The organism is Flavobacterium sp., assembly GCF_023151265.1.
Classification (GTDB): domain Bacteria; phylum Bacteroidota; class Bacteroidia; order Flavobacteriales; family Flavobacteriaceae; genus Flavobacterium.
Genome location: NZ_JAKLJH010000005.1, coordinates 1 through 18,863, shown reverse-complemented (window position 1 = coordinate 18,863; position 18,863 = coordinate 1). Strand labels below are relative to the sequence as shown.

At 32.6% G+C, this 18,863-nt stretch carries 17 protein-coding genes and 1 pseudogene; 11 read left to right on the top strand and 7 right to left on the bottom strand.

Features of this window, described 5'->3' with window-relative positions; all coding sequences use genetic code 11:
• Window positions 1-11: 11 nt before the first annotated feature.
• Genes L6Q46_RS00925 through L6Q46_RS00915 form a run of 3 tightly spaced genes read left to right on the top strand, consistent with a single transcriptional unit; the run spans window position 12 to window position 3,691 of the window.
• A complete protein-coding gene (locus L6Q46_RS00925) occupies window positions 12-2,474 on the top strand; it encodes a TonB-dependent receptor (RefSeq protein ID WP_291282709.1) in 2,463 nt (820 codons plus the stop codon).
• A 43-nt stretch (window positions 2,475-2,517) separates the two neighbouring features.
• The gene (locus L6Q46_RS00920) at window positions 2,518-3,231 is read left to right on the top strand and encodes a hypothetical protein (protein WP_291282708.1); all 714 of its coding nucleotides are present in this window, start codon (window positions 2,518-2,520) and stop codon (window positions 3,229-3,231) included.
• Between the two features lie 7 nt (window positions 3,232-3,238).
• Entirely contained in the window at window positions 3,239-3,691 is a 453-nt protein-coding gene (locus L6Q46_RS00915) for a hypothetical protein (protein ID WP_291282707.1), read from the top strand.
• Here L6Q46_RS00915 and L6Q46_RS00910 read toward each other — a convergent pair.
• The 5 genes from L6Q46_RS00910 to L6Q46_RS00890 all read right to left on the bottom strand — a co-directional run bounded on the left by L6Q46_RS00910 (window position 3,688) and on the right by L6Q46_RS00890 (window position 9,632).
• A complete protein-coding gene (locus L6Q46_RS00910; protein WP_291282706.1) occupies window positions 3,688-4,389 on the bottom strand; it encodes a hypothetical protein in 702 nt (233 codons plus the stop codon). The two genes, L6Q46_RS00915 and L6Q46_RS00910, sit on opposite strands and share 4 nt — an antisense overlap.
• A gap of 136 nt (window positions 4,390-4,525) precedes the next feature.
• The gene (locus L6Q46_RS00905) at window positions 4,526-6,355 is read right to left on the bottom strand and encodes an ABC transporter ATP-binding protein (RefSeq protein WP_291282705.1); all 1,830 of its coding nucleotides are present in this window, start codon (window positions 6,353-6,355) and stop codon (window positions 4,526-4,528) included.
• Window positions 6,356-8,083, bottom strand: coding sequence for a phospho-sugar mutase (locus tag L6Q46_RS00900; protein ID WP_291282704.1), 1,728 nt, complete (start codon window positions 8,081-8,083; stop codon window positions 6,356-6,358).
• A 63-nt stretch (window positions 8,084-8,146) separates the two neighbouring features.
• Window positions 8,147-9,088 carry a glycosyltransferase family 2 protein gene (locus L6Q46_RS00895; protein WP_291282703.1) on the bottom strand — a complete coding sequence of 314 codons (942 nt, stop codon included), beginning with the start codon at window positions 9,086-9,088 and terminating at the stop codon, window positions 8,147-8,149.
• A gap of 4 nt (window positions 9,089-9,092) precedes the next feature.
• Entirely contained in the window at window positions 9,093-9,632 is a 540-nt protein-coding gene (locus L6Q46_RS00890) for a DUF4199 domain-containing protein (RefSeq protein ID WP_291282702.1), read from the bottom strand.
• 227 nt (window positions 9,633-9,859) lie between these two features.
• On the opposite strand from L6Q46_RS00890, the gene L6Q46_RS00885 reads away from it, so the two are divergent.
• The 3 genes from L6Q46_RS00885 to mtaB all read left to right on the top strand — a co-directional run bounded on the left by L6Q46_RS00885 (window position 9,860) and on the right by mtaB (window position 12,906).
• Window positions 9,860-10,111: a type B 50S ribosomal protein L31 gene (locus L6Q46_RS00885; RefSeq protein WP_026724762.1), complete on the top strand. Its 252-nt coding sequence runs from the start codon at window positions 9,860-9,862 to the stop codon at window positions 10,109-10,111.
• A gap of 143 nt (window positions 10,112-10,254) precedes the next feature.
• Window positions 10,255-11,430: a GlmU family protein gene (locus L6Q46_RS00880; RefSeq protein WP_291282701.1), complete on the top strand. Its 1,176-nt coding sequence runs from the start codon at window positions 10,255-10,257 to the stop codon at window positions 11,428-11,430.
• Between the two features lie 147 nt (window positions 11,431-11,577).
• Complete coding sequence (mtaB, locus tag L6Q46_RS00875) at window positions 11,578-12,906, top strand: tRNA (N(6)-L-threonylcarbamoyladenosine(37)-C(2))-methylthiotransferase MtaB (protein ID WP_291282700.1); 1,329 nt, start codon at window positions 11,578-11,580, stop codon at window positions 12,904-12,906.
• A 41-nt stretch (window positions 12,907-12,947) separates the two neighbouring features.
• On the opposite strand, the gene L6Q46_RS00870 is transcribed toward mtaB, so the two are convergent.
• Window positions 12,948-13,229 carry an N-acetyltransferase gene (locus tag L6Q46_RS00870; RefSeq protein ID WP_291282699.1) on the bottom strand — a complete coding sequence of 94 codons (282 nt, stop codon included), beginning with the start codon at window positions 13,227-13,229 and terminating at the stop codon, window positions 12,948-12,950.
• A gap of 52 nt (window positions 13,230-13,281) precedes the next feature.
• Here L6Q46_RS00870 and L6Q46_RS00865 point away from each other — a divergent pair, with 52 nt between their 5' ends.
• The 3 genes from L6Q46_RS00865 to L6Q46_RS00855 are packed head-to-tail and all read left to right on the top strand — an operon-like array spanning window position 13,282 to window position 15,214.
• A complete protein-coding gene (locus tag L6Q46_RS00865) occupies window positions 13,282-13,944 on the top strand; it encodes an alpha/beta hydrolase (RefSeq protein WP_291282698.1) in 663 nt (220 codons plus the stop codon).
• Window positions 13,945-13,947: 3 nt separating this feature from the next.
• Window positions 13,948-14,838: a lytic transglycosylase domain-containing protein gene (locus L6Q46_RS00860; protein ID WP_291282697.1), complete on the top strand. Its 891-nt coding sequence runs from the start codon at window positions 13,948-13,950 to the stop codon at window positions 14,836-14,838.
• Between the two features lie 7 nt (window positions 14,839-14,845).
• Entirely contained in the window at window positions 14,846-15,214 is a 369-nt protein-coding gene (locus tag L6Q46_RS00855) for a sulfite exporter TauE/SafE family protein (protein ID WP_291282732.1), read from the top strand.
• Between the two features lie 409 nt (window positions 15,215-15,623).
• Here L6Q46_RS00855 and L6Q46_RS00850 read toward each other — a convergent pair whose 3' ends face one another.
• The gene (locus tag L6Q46_RS00850) at window positions 15,624-16,139 is read right to left on the bottom strand and encodes a DUF2892 domain-containing protein (RefSeq protein WP_291282696.1); all 516 of its coding nucleotides are present in this window, start codon (window positions 16,137-16,139) and stop codon (window positions 15,624-15,626) included.
• 168 nt (window positions 16,140-16,307) lie between these two features.
• Between L6Q46_RS00850 and rpmH the strand changes: the two genes are divergently transcribed.
• Both rpmH and carB read left to right on the top strand, forming a co-directional pair.
• Entirely contained in the window at window positions 16,308-16,469 is a 162-nt protein-coding gene (gene rpmH, locus L6Q46_RS00845; protein WP_007136275.1) for a 50S ribosomal protein L34, read from the top strand.
• Between the two features lie 173 nt (window positions 16,470-16,642).
• Window positions 16,643-18,863 (top strand): annotated as a pseudogene (gene carB / locus L6Q46_RS00840) (carbamoyl-phosphate synthase large subunit); the annotation flags it as partial.

The following is an 18,863-nucleotide window of genomic DNA, read 5'->3' as shown; positions in this document are numbered from 1 at the left end:
AATCCATTCTTTTGAAAAATATAATTTTTGTATTCATTATAGGTCTTTTTTCTTTGACTGTTTCGGCTCAAAAAGCACGTATTAAAGGTGTTATTTTAGACGAATTTAATAATCCTGTTGAAAATGTAACGGTAAAAGTGGGCGACAAAGGAACCGTTTCTAATGAAAATGGTTTTTATATTTTAGAAATAGATGCCAATAAAAAAGTAACGATTACTTTTTCTCACATTTCATTAAAGAAAATTACGATTGACGTAAATTTAAAATCCAATGAAGATTTTGAGTTAAATCCAGTAATGAATTCAAAAGTTGAGGAGTTTGGTGAAGTTACAGTCATTGGAAGTAGTAAAAAACGAATTGAAGGCGTTACCACAATTGATCCGGTAATCATTAGAAAAATTCCCGGTGCTAATGCTGGAATCGAAAATATTTTAAAAACATTGCCGGGATTTAATGCTAGTAATGAATTAAGTACTTCGTATGCGGTACGTGGTGGTAATTTTGATGAGAATTTAGTGTATGTCAATGAAATCGAAGTCTATCGTCCGTTTTTAATTCGTTCAGGGCAACAAGAAGGTTTGAGTTTTACCAATACTGATATGATTTACAATGTTGATGCTTCCGCTGGAGGTTTTCAAGCAAAATATGGAGATAAATTATCATCGGTTTTAGATATTACCTATCGAAATCCAAAACGTTTTGGCGCTAGTTTAGAAGCTAGTTTGTTAGGAGGAAGTCTAACACTTGAAGGTGTTTCCAAAAATCAAAAATGGAGTAATATCACAGGTGTTCGATACAGAGATAACAGTCTTTTAGTTAATAGTCAGGAAACAGAAACTAATTTTAGACCCACATTTTTTGATGTCCAAACTTTGTTGAATTTTAATGCTTCAACCAAATGGAATTTTAGTTTTTTAGGAAACATTTCGCAAAATAGATACAATTACGAACCGTTAACACGTCAAACCAATTTCGGAACAATCGACGAACCAATTGCTTTGTTAGTATTTTACGAAGGACAAGAAAAAGATAAATACCTAACATTTTTTGGTGCCGGAAAAGCCGTTTATCAATACAATGAAAAAAATAAATTGAAGTTTATCCTTTCCGGATATCATACGCAAGAACAAGAATATTATGATATTTTAGCACAATATCGTTTGGGTGAAGTTGATGCGAATATTGGTTCTGAAACTTTTGGTGATGTTGTTTTTACTCGTGGAATTGGTTCGCAATTAAATCACGCACGTAACGATTTAGATGCTTTAATCGTAAATGCTGAAGTAAAAGGTTTTCACGAATTAAACGAAAAATCCCAATTTGAATGGGGGGCAAAATTCACAAAAGAAGATATTCGTGATAGAATTGTAGAATGGGAAGTTGTAGATTCAGCCGGGTTTTCATTGCCAAATCCTATTTTAGATTATCAAAACGATCAACCTTATAATCCGTATGTTGGACCATTAGCGCCTTATCAAAATGTAAGAGCTACAAATTTTACCAAAATAAATAGATTTTCGGGTTATGCACAATGGAATTATAGAGGAAATATAGGTGAACATGATTATTGGATAAATGCCGGAGTTCGTGCGCATCAATGGCAAGTTGAAGCTGATGGTAGACCAAAAGGAGATAGTCAAATTACGTTTTCTCCAAGAGCTCAATTTGCATTTAAACCCAATTGGAATAAAGATATGTTGTTCCGATTGTCAGGAGGTTTATATCATCAGCCACCATTTTACAGAGAATTGCGAGATTATGATGGAGTAGTGCAAACCAATGTAAAAGCACAACAATCGATTCATGTTGTTTTGAGTAATGATTACAGTTTTAAAATGTGGAACAGACCATTCAAATTGGTTTCTGAAGCGTATTATAAAAACATTACCGATGTAAACACCTATACAATTGATAACGTTCGTATTCGTTACAGAGCCAACAACGATGCAGAAGCTTACGCTTATGGTTTTGATGCTCGTTTAAACGGAGAGTTTGTACCAGGAACCGAATCGTGGTTTACTTTCGGGTATTTAAAGACAGAAGAAAATCAAGACGGAAAAGGTTTTATTGCTCGCCCAACAGATCAGCGATTAAAATTTGGCGTTTTGTTTCAAGATTATATGCCAAATATTCCAAACTTAAGATTGTATCTTAATTTGGTTTACAATACAGGATTACCAGGTGGTTCGCCTGCTTATGCTGATCCTTACAATTATCAATTACGTTTAAACGATTATCGTAGAGCCGATGTTGGGTTTTCTTATGTGTTTAAAGATGAGAAAATCAAATCAAGTAAAGTTTGGTTGAAGCCTTTTAATGAGCTATCATTAGGATTGGAAATTTTCAATTTATTCAACAATCAAAATTCGATTACGAATACATGGGTTCGCGATGTGTACACTAAATCACAATACGGAATTCCAAACTACATGACTACTCGTGTTTTCAATATCAAATTAGTTGCCCGATTGTAAGCCAATTATTATTTTAGTATATTTGACTATAAAATTTAAACAGATGAAACGTATTCTTTTTACTTTTAGCTTGGTTGCAACTTTAATGAGTTGTAAGAAAGAGGCAGAAACTCCAAAGGTTATCTACGAAGAAGGAAAAACTAAGGTAGAAGTTGAAGCTAAAGATACGTCGTCTATCAAAGTGGCCGATTTGCCAATTTTGATGGAAGGAACGAAATATTTAATTCATCCTGTTGGTGATGTCCGTGTGTATGATACCAATAGTAAAGTTTATGGAAGCAGTAAAACCAATCAGGTTAGTTATGCGATTTCTAATTATAACCGATTTGAAATTACAGGCTACTTCGATAATTTGAATTTTCAGCATATCGATTCAACTACTGTAAAACCTTTAACCGATAAGAAAATCCAAATTCAAACCGCAACTTTTTTAGACGGAATTGCTACTAAAACCAAAAAGCAAATCATCGTTTATACTTTAGTAGATTCCGATACTAACAAAGATGGAAAAATCAATCAAAATGATATTCGTTCGTTGTATTTGAGTTCGGCAAGTGGTGAGAATTTCACTAAACTTTCAGAAAATCTTCTTGAATTAATCGATTGGAATATCATCGAAGCACAAAATCGTTTGTACTTTAGATGCATCGAAGATATCAACAAAAACGGTGCTTTTGATAAAAATGATAAAGTACATTACCATTTCGTAAACTTGTTAGCAGACGAGTGGAAAGTGGAAATGTATACACCTAATTAGATTAATAATGAAGATATTAATATTTGCTGTTTTATTTTGTTTTTCTTCTTTTTTGAGTTTTACCCAAAATAAGATTTCTTATATTATGTTCTCTGATGTTAATTCAAATGTAATTAATCATACCATATTAATTACTATTTCGCCAAATATTGAAGGAAAAGAAGCTACTGTAACTGTAGAGAAAAATAATACTTTAGAAAAATATTATATTTCAATGAGCGAATTTAATTTAATAGGAGAATCTATTTTAAAAATAAAACCTTCTGATTTATTAACAGATGTTAGAGATTGTTTAGACGCTTCAAGAACAAAAATTAGTTTTATTGGACCAAATTTTTTATCTACAACAATGATAAGTTATGAAATAGATTGTTTGTTAAGCTTAGATGAAAATACTCAATGGAGGGACTTTTTATCTGCAACAAATCTTATACTAAGAGTAGCTAAACAAAAACTCTAAATCAAAATATCACTCTCTAAATCTGATTTTTCAATTTCGAAATCAAATCCTAATTTAGAAACCAATTCAATTACCAGTTTTTTATACCAGTTTTCACTTTTAGGGTGAATGTAGATTTTTTCGATTAATTGGTTCAAATTAACATCAACCTTTAAACCATTATCGATTTTCATTCCATTAGCTGAAACGTCTGAAATAATTCGAATTTCTCTTTCGTACTGAAAACTTTTACGTTTAAACAAAAACGGGAAAAACGTATCTTCAAACGGAATAAATTCTTTTTTGTAATCGATGTAATTTACAGCGCCAATATATTGTTCGGTTTGTCTTTCAGGTTGTAAGGCTTCCTTTAGTCTGCCAATAGTTGTTTGAATCGCTAAACCTTCTGTATTTTGAGTGAAAATTTGCCACATCGCAAACGATTCATACTCGTTAATATGCCAACTACTAATCACTACTTTTTCTCGATGTGATTTATAGTAATCCAAAAACTTCGGATTGTTAGCGGCAATTTTCTTAATTTCTTCAAAAGTGGGTTCTGAAAATGTCCCTTCATATTGATCTTCAAACTTATCCGAACGCGACATAAACAACTGTTGCGACAACAACATGTCTAAAAACTTAGACAAGTCCAAATATTTCCAAACAATAGTATCATTGTCTTCGGGTAACGTAATATTTGGATGGTTTATGTACATTTTTAAAGTTCAATTACAAGTTCAAAAATCAAATTTTGGAACACAGATTTAAGAAATTTACATAATCTAAAAAATCTTGAAATGAGATTAATTTATTTTGCTAAACTCCTAACTTCCATCTCCCAACTCCTAACTTTTATTCAAAACTCTGCATCATCACTAACTTCGAATACGTGCCATTCAAAGCTAATAATTCATCGTGTGTTCCTTGTTCAACGATTTCACCTTTGTGCATTACCACAATTTTATCTGCTTTTTGAATTGTAGATAAACGGTGAGCGATTACAATTGACGTACGGTTTTGCATCATATTTTCTAAGGCCACTTGAACAAATTTTTCACTTTCGGTATCCAAAGCCGAAGTTGCTTCATCTAAAATCATGATTGGTGGATTTTTCAAAACGGCTCTCGCAATCGATAAACGTTGTTTTTGTCCGCCCGAAAGTTTTCCTCCAGCATCACCAATATTGGTTTCAATTCCGTTAGGTAAATCTTTTACGAATTCGTATGCATTAGCTACTTTTAAAGCCGCAATAATTTCTTCGTCTGTTGCATCTTCTTTCCCTAAACGAATATTATTTTTAATGGTGTCATTAAACAAAATCGAATCTTGGGTAACTAATCCCATCAAATCACGAAGCGATTCTAACGTCATATCTTTGATGTCGATTCCATCAATTTTTACGGTTCCTTCTTGAACATCATAAAAACGAGTCAATAAATTGGCAATGGTACTTTTTCCAGAACCAGATTGTCCAACTAAGGCCACAGTTTTCCCTTTAGGAATTTCCAAAGAGAAGTTTTTCAATACATTTTCTTCTGCATATCTGAAATTGATATTTTCAATAGCTATTTTATCTTCAAAAGAAGTTTTTACGACTGCATCAGTTTTGTTTGTAATTGTGTTTTCTTGTTCTAATAAAAAGAATACTCTCTCGGCAGCAGCTAAACCACTTTTTACTTGATACGAAGCTTTCGAAATTGCTTTAGCTGGAGTTAAAATCGTATAAGCTAAGGCAATGTAGGTTATAAAAGCTGTGCTGCTTAAAGTTTGGTCTATTAAAACTAATTTCCCACCATACCAAAGTAATGTACCTATGGTTACAATACCTAAAAATTCACTCATTGGTGAAGCTAAATTATTTTTATTAGAAATGCTGTTAGATAATTTTAATAATCGATTAATAGATTCATTAAATTTTAAAATAAAAATATTTTCGGCATTAAATCCTTTAACCACTTTTAATCCGCCTAATGTTTCATCAAGAGTTGATATGAAAATTCCTGATTCTTGTTGTGCACGTTGAGATTTTGATTTTAAGCTTTTCCCAATTCTTGAAATGATAAATCCGGAAATTGGGATGAATAAAAATACAAACAATGTTAGTTCTGCACTAATGGCAAGCATAGCTACAATTGAAAAGATAATAGTTAATGGCTCTCTAACAATTAATTCAAGAATTTGGAAGAAAGAATTTTGTACTTCTGCTACGTCTCCAAGCATTCGCGCCATTACATCTCCTTTACGTTTGTCTGAGTAATACGAAATTGGTAGATGAATTATTTTTTTATATAATTTTTGTCTTAAATCGCGTAGCACTCCATTACGTAGAGCAGTAACATGTCTCGATGCTAAGTAATTAAACAAGTTTTTTAGTAATGCAGTTATTAATACAATTCCTATTACAAGTAATAAAGCATTTTGTTTTCCATGTTCATCAGAAACGCTTGTAATAATATAGTTTAAATAATCGACTCCGTAATCTTTTATGTTTTCAATTCCAGTATAAATAGGTTTAGTTTGGACTTTTTCGCCTTTGTCAAAAATAACATCAAGTGTAGGCATTAATGAAACCATTAATAGCGTGCTAAATAAAGCGTACAAAACGTTGAAAATAATGTTTAATGTAACATCTCTTTTATAGTTTAGCGCAAAAGGAATTATCTTTTTAAAATTTTCGTCCATTTAGTTTAATTTCATTGCCGAAATAATTCCTGCAATTTTGTTATCTAATTCTTTTTCAACTGATTCAGCGTTTTCAATCGTATCTAAAATTCCATTTACGCTGAAATAGAATTTAATTTTTGGTTCGGTACCACTTGGTCTTGCACAGATTTTGCTTCCATCTTCTAAATAGTAAATTAATACGTTTGATTTTGGAATATTGATTTCAAATTCTTCGTTATTCATAAAGTCTTTTCCTTTCGAAGCTTGATAATCTTCAATGCAAATCACACGTTGTCCGTTGATTTCTTTCATTGGATTTTCGCGTAAATCAATCATCATTTGTTTGATTTCGTTGGCACCTTCAATTCCTTTTTTGGTAATTGAAATCAATGATTCTTTGTAAAAACCGAAATCAATATATAAATTCAATAATTCTTGATATAACGAACTTCCAGAAGCCTTAGCTTGAGCTGCAATTTCGCTTACTAATAAAATAGCGGCAACCGCATCTTTATCGCGAACAGCATCGCCTACCATAAAACCAAAACTTTCTTCACCACCACCTACAAACTTTTGATTTGGGAAATCTTTAATAAATTTCGCAATCCATTTGAAACCTGTTAATCCTACTTTACATTCCACATCATAAGCTGCTGCTAATTCTAACATCATTGGCGTAGAAACGATAGTCGAACCAATAAATTCATTTCCTTGGAATTTATCAGCGCGTTTCCATTGTTCTAATAGGAATGCGGTCATGATAACCATTGTTTGGTTTCCATTCAATAATTTGATTTTCCCATCTAAATCACGAACAGCAACTCCTAAGCGGTCAGAATCTGGGTCAGTTCCAACGACTATATCCGCACCAATTTTTTCTGCCAAAGAAATTGCCATCGACAATGCTTCTGGTTCTTCTGGATTTGGAGAAACTACGGTTGGGAAATCACCATTAGGTTCCGCTTGTTCAGGAACGATGTTAACATCGGTATAGCCAGCTTTTGCCAATACATTTGGAATCGCTTTAATTGAAGTTCCATGTAAAGAAGTGTAAACAATTTTTAAATTCGCTTTAGCTTCAGTTGGCGTATTGAAACTTGCATTTTCAACAGTTGATTTCGCGAAAGCTTCATCTACTTCAGTATCGATATATTCAATTAAATCGTTATTCGCTTCGAATTTAATATCACTGTATTTTAAATCTTCAATTACTTTGATAATTTCGGCATCTTGAGGCGGTACTAATTGACCACCATCTTGCCAATATACTTTGTATCCGTTGTATTCTGGCGGATTGTGAGAAGCCGTTAAAACAATTCCAGCATGGCAATTCAAATAACGAACCGCAAATGATAATTCAGGAGTAGGACGCATATCCGAAAACAAATACACGTGAATCCCGTTTGCAGAGAAAACATCTGCAACTACTTTAGCTAAGGTATCACTGTTATGGCGACAATCATAAGCAATTGCTACTTTTAATTGTTCGTTTGGAAACGATTTGTGTAAATAATCCGATAATCCTTGCGTGTTTTTACCTAATGTATATTTGTTGATACGATTGGTTCCAACACCCATAACGCCGCGCATTCCGCCTGTTCCAAACTCTAAATTTTTATAGAAACTTTCTTCTAACTCTTTTGGAGCCGAAGTCATCATTTCTTCTATAGCGTTTCGAGTTACTTCGTCAAATGTTGGGGTTAACCACTCGTTTACTTTGTTTAAAATACTTTGTTCGATATGCATTTTTAATCTTGATAAGGATATTTATTTTTGATTAAACTTGAGGTCGCAAATTGTGACCTCAAGTTATAATACTTCTGAAATCTTATAACGTTCTTCGTTGTTTTTGGTTCGTAGGATAATTTCACCTAAAAATCCGGCTAAGAATAATTGCGTTCCAATTAACATTGCGGTTAACGATAAATAAAATTGCGGTCTTTCCGTAATTAATCTTCCTGAAGTGTTGATGAATAATTTGTCGATTCCTAAATAGAAAGCGAATAAAAATCCAATCACAAACATAATAGAACCTAATAATCCGAAAAGATGCATTGGTCGTTTTCCAAAAGTAGAAAGAAACCAAATTGTAATTAAATCTAAGAAACCATTGATAAAACGGCTCATTCCAAATTTAGAACTTCCGTATTTTCTAGCTTGATGAATAACCACTTTTTCACCGATTTTCCCAAATCCAGCATTTTTTGCTAAAACAGGAATGTAGCGGTGCATTTCGCCTGAAACTTCTATGTTTTTGATGACAATATTTTTGTATGCTTTTAATCCGCAATTGAAATCATTTAAATGAACACCAGACGTTTTTCTAGCTGCCCAATTGAATAATTTAGACGGAATATTTTTCGCTACTACAGAATCATAACGCTTTTTCTTCCAACCTGAAATCAAATCATAATTATCTTCTTTAATTAAACGGAATAATTCTGGAATTTCATCTGGACTATCTTGTAAATCGGCATCCATGGTAATTACTACATCACCTTGTGCTTTTGCAAAACCAGCATGTAAGGCTTGTGATTTTCCATAATTTCTAAGAAAACGGATGCCTTTTACATTTGAATTTTGATTAGATAATTTTTGAATAACATTCCAAGATTCATCAGTACTACCATCATCAATAAATAGGATTTCATAGGAATAGTTATGCGCTTGCATCACTTTCACAATCCAATTGTGTAATTCGGGTAACGATTCTTGTTCGTTTAATAATGGGATAACTATGGATAAATTCATTTATTTAGAATACAGGTTGATTTTTTTTGAAGATTGCTGCTAAAATTAAGTTCATAACTGATGAAAGTAAAAAAGCAATCAATGTTCCTTGTAGAATATTTAATATGGAAAAATTATTAGTTTCTGCAATTTTCTTTAGGTCTTCACTAGTAACTTTTGTGAAGCTTTTCATAGCATTCTGAGCTACAATTTGTTGTTCGTTCATGAATTCATTCATGGCATTTCCGTATTCTACATCAATAAAGTTATTGAATAAAAAAGTGAATGATTGTGAAATCAAGATTCCAATAATTACAGTAACTGTTAGTGTTGTAAATAATTCTTTTAGAGAAATAAAACCGTTAAACTCTTTTTTTGTTTTGTTACATTGAACAATTCTTATTGCTAGGAAAGCTAGCCAAAACACAAATTGAAGTATTGAATTTAATATTGCATTTTCTTTAGAAACACCTCCCATTGCATACACAATCATTTGAGATGCGATACCTAATACACCTAATGTAATACCAAAGTTAATTCCGTTTTTTTTGATAATTTCGTTCATAGTTTGTTCTGGTTTAATTAATTTACAAATATAAGAATTCTAATCGTTGTAATATAAGAGTTAAAAAATAAAAAAAAGTTACAGAAACATTGGTAAATTAAAAATTAAATGTAATTTTGCACTCTCAAATAAAAAAGTTTATAAACCAAAAGGTTATAAAATGTTTACACCTTTATAGAAATAAAGCCGCGGAACAAGTTATAATCGCTTAATAAAAGATTTACAAAATGAAAAAAGGTATTCACCCAGAAAATTACAGATTAGTTGCTTTCAAAGACATGTCAAATGAGGATGTTTTTATCACTAAATCTACAGTAGAAACTAAAGAAACTATTACTCACGAAGGTGTTGAGTATCCAGTTTTCAAAATGGAGATTTCTAGAACGTCTCACCCTTTTTACACAGGTAAATCTAAACTTATTGATACTGCAGGTCGTATCGATAAATTCAACAGCAAATACGCTAAAAAAGCTAAATAATTTTTCGCTTTTCCAAAATAATAAGAAAGCTTCACATTTTGTGAAGCTTTTTTTATGGAATAAATTGTATTTTTGAATTTACAATCTAATAAAAATTAAAAGTACAGACAAATCACCGACTTGTCTCAACAAAATATTAAAATATGAACTACATACTTTTTGACGGAACCGTTCGCAATGCATTACTCCCTTTTACTTTTACGCGTCCTGTAGCTGATATTCGTATCGGAATTTTAACCATTCGTGAAAAATGGGAAAAATATTTGGGATATACCACCACAACGCTTACTGAAGAGTATTTGATGGAGAAATATCCAATGGTAGAAATGGAAGAAAACATCATGATTAATGCTTCGTTTTTACCTAATCCGATTTTAATTGATATGGTTCAAAATCTGAATCCAAAAGAAGCGATTCTTTTTGGTGAAGAAATCATCGCTTTTCACTCGCATGATACGCAAGAAGATATCGATTTTGATGAATATGAACTAATTGAATACGAAGGTGACGTTTTAAGAATTGAAAACACTTGGGATATTTTCGCAAAGAATGATGCCGCAATTCGCGAAGATTTTGAATTACTTACAGAAGATAGATTTTCACAACCAATTCCAAAAAGCGTAAATGTAATTGCTCCAGAGAACATCTTTATTGAAGAAGGAGCGAAGTTGGAATTCGTAACCTTAAACGCTTCAACCGGACCAATTTACATCGGAAAGAATGCTGAAATCATGGAAGGTTCGGTTATTCGAGGGCCGTTTGCTTTGTGTGAAGAAGCGCAAGTAAAATTAGCGACAAAAGTCTACGGAGCAACAACTGTTGGGCCTCATTGTCGTATTGGTGGAGAAGTAAATAACTCGGTTTTATTCGGGTATTCTAATAAAGGTCATGACGGATTTTTAGGAAATTCGGTTTTGGGTGAATGGTGTAACATCGGTGCCGATTCGAATAATTCCAACTTAAAAAACAACTACGAAGAAGTGCGTTTATGGAGTTATGTAACGGAAGGCTTTGCAAGAACAGGCTTGCAATTCTGCGGATTAATGATGGGCGATCACAGTAAATGTGGTATAAACACAATGTTTAACACAGGAACAGTAGTTGGTGTTTCAACGAATATTTTTGGCTCTGGATTTCCAAGAAATTTTGTACCAAGTTTTTCATGGGGTGGCGCTTCAGGATTCACCACTTACATCACTAAAAAAGCTTTCGAAACCGCTAAAATTGTAATGAGTCGCCGTCATGTAGAATTTACGGAACAAGATGCTAAAATTTTAGAACACGTTTTTGAAGAAACAAAGAAGTATAGAAAAGAGTAATTAATTTGAAAATTTGAAGATGTATTGATTTGAAAATTACTTTGACTCTAATTACATTTTCAAATTTTCAAATGAAATAATTTTCAAATTTATCTATCTTTGCACTCTCAATTTTTTGACAACGATTTCATTAATTGAGTTTTACTTATGGAAAACAAGAAAAAAGTCGCATTCTACACTTTAGGATGCAAATTGAACTTCTCAGAAACGTCTACTATTGCACGTGATTTTCAAAATGAAGGTTTTGAACGAGTTGATTTCGAAGAAATTGCAGATATTTATGTAATCAATACGTGTTCGGTTACGGATAATGCCGATAAACAATTCAAGCAGATTGTTAAAAAAGCAATGAAGCTGAATGATAAAGCGTTTGTTGCTGCGGTGGGTTGTTATGCTCAATTAAAACCAGAAGAATTGGCTGCAGTTGATGGTGTGGATTTGGTTTTAGGTGCAACAGAAAAATTCAAAATCACAGATTATATTAATGACTTGTCGAAAAACGACATGGGTGAAGTCCATTCCTGCGAAATCGAAGAAGCCGATTTTTATGTAGGAAGTTATTCAATTGGCGACAGAACGCGTGCTTTCTTAAAAGTACAAGATGGTTGCGATTATAAATGTACCTATTGTACGATTCCATTAGCTCGTGGAATTTCTAGAAGTGATGCATTAGAAAATGTATTGAAAAATGCTAAAGAAATTTCAGAACAAGGTATCAAAGAAATTGTTTTAACTGGAGTAAATATTGGCGATTACGGAAAAGGTGAATTCGGAAATAAAAAACACGAACACACTTTCTTAGATTTAGTAAAAGCATTAGATGAAGTAGAAGGAATCGAACGTTTGCGAATTTCTTCCATCGAACCTAATCTATTGAAAAACGAAACTATTGAATTCGTGTCACAAAGTCGCACATTTGTGCCGCATTTTCACATTCCGCTACAATCGGGTTCTAATGATGTTTTGAAAAAAATGAAGCGTCGTTATTTGCGTGAAGTCTATACAGAACGAGTAGCTAAAATTCGTGAAGTAATGCCTCATGCTTGTATTGGTGTCGATGTTATTGTAGGATTTCCAGGTGAAACCGATGAACATTTCTTAGAAACCTATCATTTCTTAAATGATTTAGATATTTCATATTTACACGTTTTTACCTATTCGGAAAGAGATAATACCGAAGCGGTAGAAATGGATGGTGTAGTGCCAATGAATGTACGTTCGAAAAGAAGTAAAATGCTACGCGGACTTTCGGTTAAGAAAAGAAGAGCATTTTATGAAAGTCAAATTGGAACCAACCGAACCGTTTTATTCGAAAGTGAAAACAAAGAAGGCTATATTCACGGATTTACAGAAAATTACGTAAAAGTAAAAACACCTTGGAATCCAGAATTAGTAAATACATTGCACGAAATTAATCTAACCAAGATTGACGAAGACGGAAGCGTAAGAATGGAATTTCTTAACGTAGAAGCATAAAAAAAATCCCAAGTTTAATAGACTTGGGATTTTTCTTAGAATTAAATCTTAATTCCAGGAGGCAACATTTCTTGAAATTTTCGATTCTTTCTAAAGAAACTGATAAATTTTGCGTGTGTTGGAACTACTTTTAATTTTCGATCTTGCGCAATCTCTAAAACTGTTTTGATAAATTCGTTGTGTAACTCTTCATCTTCGTTATTATTGCTGCAAAATTTAGTCAAAAACAACTTGCGTTCTTGAATAGAATACTCGATTGAAACCAATCCAGTTTCGGAAATAACTTCAAATTGTCTTAAAAGTTCATTATCTTTGATTTCCATGATGCCTTTCAATTAAGGTGCAAATTTACGAAACTTTTTTAAAATAATGGTAATGAGTAAGATTCCAGTTTATTTTATGCCTGGCTTGGCTGCAAGTCCTACAATTTTCGAAAATATAAAATTACCAGAAGACCAATTTGAAATGCATTTTTTGGAATGGTTTTTGCCTAATGATAAAGAAAGTATCGAAAGTTACGCACTTCGAATGACGGAGCAAATTCAAGATGAAAATCCGGTTTTAGTTGGAGTTTCTTTTGGTGGTGTTTTGGTGCAGGAAATGGCCAAGCAAATGAAAGTTCGTAAAGTAATTATCATTTCAAGTGTAAAATCCAATACCGAATTTCCACAGCGTTTTAAAGTCGCGAAGACAACAAAAGCGTATAAGTTAATTCCAACCCAACTTTTAGCTGATATTGAAAAATTGGTTAAATATGCATTTGGCGATAACATCGTAGCGAAGCGATTAAAGTTATATGAGAAATATTTATCGGTTCGAGATAAGAAATATTTAGATTGGGCTATTGAAACTATTTTGTGTTGGAAACAAAAAGAAGTAAACGAATCGGTAATTCATGTTCATGGTGATGCGGATGAGGTTTTCCCAATCAAAAACATTGAAAAATGTATTGTTGTAAAAGGCGGAACTCATATCATGATAATTAATAAATTCAAGTGGTTGAATGAAAATTTACCTAAATTAATTCTAAACGATTAAAAAATGAAAAAGCATATGAAGAAGATAGTGATTTTAGGAACGGTTGCTCTTTTAGCAAGTTTTCTTATTTATGGAGTAGTTTCAAATGATACGAAATATTCGCCAGTAGGTTATAGTTTAAAAATGGATTTTTCGGGTGAAGAAGTGCCAACGTTTATGGCCGATGTTCAAGAGCGTTTGGATAAAGAAATGATTACCAATATGAATTATCACACGAATACTACTTTGGTAATCAAACGTGCTAATAAAGTGTTCCCAATAATTGAACCCATTCTTGCAAAATATGGAGTGCCTGATGATTTCAAATATTTGGCAGTTATTGAAAGTAGTTTAGTGAATGCGGTTTCTCCTGCAGGAGCAAGAGGTGTTTGGCAATTTATGCCAGCAACCGCTAAAGAAAAAGGAATGGAAGTAAGTGATGAGGTAGACGAACGCTATCATTTAGAAAAATCAACCGAAGCGGCTTGTAAGTATTTATTAAGTGCGAAAGAAAAATTCGGTTCTTGGACGTTAGCAGCGGCTTCATATAATGGTGGAATGAACGGAATTTCCAAAAAAATGGAAGAGCAACAAGTTGATAATTATTACGATTTGTTACTTACTGAAGAAACTTCGCGTTACGTTTTTAGAATTTTAGCTTTGAAAGAAATTATGTCGAAATCAGATAAGTATGGTTTTTCAATTCCAAAAGAGGCTTTGTATTATACTATTCCAACGAAAAAAATAGTAATTGATTCTTCAATTACCGATTTAGCAAAGTTTGCCAAAACACAAGGGGTAAATTATAAAATTTTAAAAATTCACAATCCTTGGTTACGCGATAAAAAACTAACAAACACTTCAGGAAAAAAATATGAAATCGAAATCCCAACTTCAGGATATAACAAACAATAAGCGACCAATGGATATTCAAGTAGTGCTATCTTTAGTCTTAATTGGAATATTAGCTGGTATTCTAAGCGGATTGGTTGGAGTAGGTGGTGGTGTAATTATGGTGCCTTTGTTGGTTTTGCTTCTTGGATTCAATCAGCATCAAGCTCAAGGAACTAGTTTAGCGGTTTTAGTGGTTCCAGTTACTGCAATTGCTGTATATACTTATCATAAAGAAGGCTACATTGATTGGCGTTATGTGGGAATAATTGCGGTATTTTTCGTTATCGGAGGTTATTTCGGAAGTAAAATGGCAGTTAATTTAGACCAAAAAATGTTGAAGAAAGTATTTGGATTTATTCTTTTGTTAATTGCCGGAAAGATGTTATTGGGAAAATAAAAATCATACAGAAAATCAATAAATTTTTGAGAGGATAGAGTAGAATTTAAAAAACTCAAAAGCTTGCTTTTCTGTATGAATTTTTAATGTTACGCTTTTTTTAAGAAATTAATTTCTAAAAACGTAAACATTTTTTACGGACTAAAAAACCACTATAACTTTTAATCTTTTCATGTTTATTTAGTAGATTTTTTAAAAGTTGGAATTTCCCCTTTTCCATTTTTTTAGAATAAATCTTCTCATAAAAATTATAGTGGATATTTAATTTTAGGGAAATTTTTATTTTTTACTTAGCTAAACTATGAAAAAGAAATATTTAAAGCTAAAAAACTCGTCAAACGAAAAGATAACTCGATAAATAAACAAAAAAAGCACCAAAAGGTGCTTTTTTGTATTGAAGATGAAATAGTTACATTTTTTTCATTTGATCTTTCATCATTTTAATCTGATCTTTCAACATGTTTTGTTTGTCTAATTTCTTAGCTTCGTTCAATAAATTGGTTGCTTCCAATTTTCTTCTTCTTGTCATGGCAATACCTGCTAATTGTAATTTCGCTAAAGCTAAATCTTGATCCATTGATAAGCCAAGAGCAATTGCTTTTTTGAAATATTTTTCAGCTTCAATTAAATTCGTTTGCGAAACCATTAAGCCGTGTAAGTAATTGAAATAACCTTGTTGTTTTTTCACTAAAGCCGCTTCTGGGTTTTTAATGTGCGATAACCACTTTTGTGCTCCAGGAAAATCTTGCTTTCTTAATTTTAAAAAAGCTAATAAAATAAATTCGTTTTTAAAGTATAAGAAAATAAAAATGGTTGAAAATAATAATAAAAAGATACCATTACCTATGTTGTTTTCCGTGAATTGATAAATTCCGAAAGCAATAACTAACGCTGCTAAAACTAATTTGATATTTTTATGAAACATTATAGTGTATATTTGTTGTGTGCAAAGATAATAAAATGAATTAAAAATATTTTTAAAAAAGTACTTGCGAATGAAAAAAGTCTTTGTATATTTGCACTCGGTTTTCAGGATAGGAAACCTATGAGTTTTAAAAAAGATTTTTATTTATAGATTTTAAAAGATACTACAATGAGTAAGAGAACGTTTCAACCATCAAAAAGAAAAAGAAGAAATAAGCACGGTTTCATGGATAGAATGGCTTCTGCTAATGGAAGAAAAGTGCTTGCTCGTAGAAGAGCTAAAGGAAGACATAAATTAACTGTTTCTTGCGAACCAAGACACAAAAAATAATGTTTTAGCTTAAAACAATATATCAGCCGTTACTTTTATTAGTAGCGGCTTTTTTTTAAACTGTTTATAAAATTTGAATAAGTTTTAACGCTCTTTTCAGTGCAACTCTTTGAAAATTAGTAATTTTATAATCACAATATAACTACAACCCACAACAACAAAACAACAACACAATGCCTAAAGACACCACAATCAAATCGGTTTTAATTATTGGATCTGGACCTATCGTTATTGGTCAAGCTTGCGAATTCGACTACGCAGGTTCTCAATCAGCGCGTTCATTAAGAGAAGAAGGAATTGAAGTTATCTTAATCAACTCAAATCCTGCAACGATTATGACCGACCCATCAATGGCCGATCATGTTTATTTAAAACCACTTACCACAAAATCAATCATCGAAATCTTAAAAGCGCATCCACAAATTGATGCTGTTTTACCAACAATGGGTGGGCAAACGGCACTTAATTTAGCGATTGAAGCCGATGAAAAAGGAATTTGGAAAGATTTCAACGTAAGATTAATTGGTGTAGATATCAATGCTATCAACATTACACAAAATCGGAATTCCGCAAGCGCCTGCTAAAACGGCTAATTCTTTCTTACAAGGAAAAGAAATTGCTCAGGAATTTGGTTTTCCATTGGTAATTCGTCCTTCGTTTACGTTAGGAGGAACTGGAGCAGCAATTGTTTACAAAAAAGAAGATTTTGATGGTGCTTTAACTTACGGATTAGAAGCTTCTCCAATTCACGAAGTCTTAATTGATAAGGCTTTAATGGGTTGGAAAGAATACGAATTAGAGTTATTACGTGACAGCAACGACAACGTGGTAATCATCTGTACAATTGAAAATATGGACCCAATGGGAATTCATACAGGAGATTCGATTACAGTAGCGCCAGCAATGACTTTATCAGATACGACATTCCAAAAAATGCGTGATATGGCTATTTTAATGATGCGCTCAATCGGAAATTTTGCGGGAGGTTGTAACGTACAATTCGCAGTTTCACCAGATGATAAAGAAGATATTGTAGCGATTGAGATTAATCCTCGTGTGTCGCGTTCTTCGGCATTAGCTTCAAAAGCTACGGGTTATCCAATTGCAAAAATCGCATCGAAATTAGCTTTAGGATACAACCTAGATGAATTACAAAATCAAATTACAAAATCAACTTCGGCTTTATTTGAACCAACGTTAGATTATGTAATCGTAAAAATACCAAGATGGAACTTCGATAAATTTGAAGGTTCTGATAGAACATTAGGACTTCAAATGAAATCGGTAGGAGAAGTAATGGGAATTGGACGTTCGTTTCAAGAAGCACTTCACAAAGCAACTCAGTCCTTAGAAATCAAACGTAACGGGTTAGGAGCTGACGGAAAAGGTTATAAAAACTACGAACAAATCATCGAAAAATTAACTTTTGCGAGTTGGGATAGAGTTTTCGTAATTTATGATGCCATCGCGATGGGAATTCCATTGAGCAGAATTCATGAGATTACTAAAATCGATATGTGGTTCTTAAAACAGTATGAAGAATTATTCCATTTAGAAAGAGAAATTTCGAATTATAAAGTAGATACATTACCTAGAGAATTGCTGTTAGAAGCAAAACAAAAAGGATACGGAGACCGTCAAATTGCTCACATGATGGGTTGTTTGGAAAGTCAAGTACACAAACTGCGTGACGAACAAAATATCAAACGTGTTTACAAATTAGTAGATACGTGTGCGGCAGAATTTAAAGCAGTAACACCTTATTTCTACTCGACTTTTGAAGCTGAAATTGAAAAAGCAGACGGAACGAAATACGTTCACAACGAAAGTATTGTTACTGATAAAAAGAAAGTAGTGGTTTTAGGTTCTGGACCAAACCGAATTGGACAAGGAATCGAGTTTGATTATTCTTGTGTTCACGGAGTTTTAGCAGCAAAAGAATGTGGTTATGAAACCATCATGATTAACTGTAATCCAGAAACGGTTTCTACCGATTTTGATACGGCTGATAAATTATATTTCGAGCCAGTTTTTTGGGAACATATCTACGATATCATCCAACATGAAAAACCTGAAGGAGTAATCGTTCAGTTAGGTGGACAAACCGCTTTGAAATTAGCTGAAAAATTAGCAAAATACGGAATCAAAATTTTAGGAACTTCATTCGATGCTTTGGATTTAGCCGAAGACAGAGGACGTTTCTCGGATTTATTAACCGAATTGAATATTCCATTCCCTAAGTTTGGAATTGCTGAAAGTGCTGAAGAAGCTTCAAAATTAGCAGATTCGTTAGACTTTCCATTATTAGTTCGTCCTTCTTATGTGTTGGGTGGACAAGGAATGAAAATCGTCATCAACAAACAAGAATTAGAAGAACATGTAATTGATTTATTA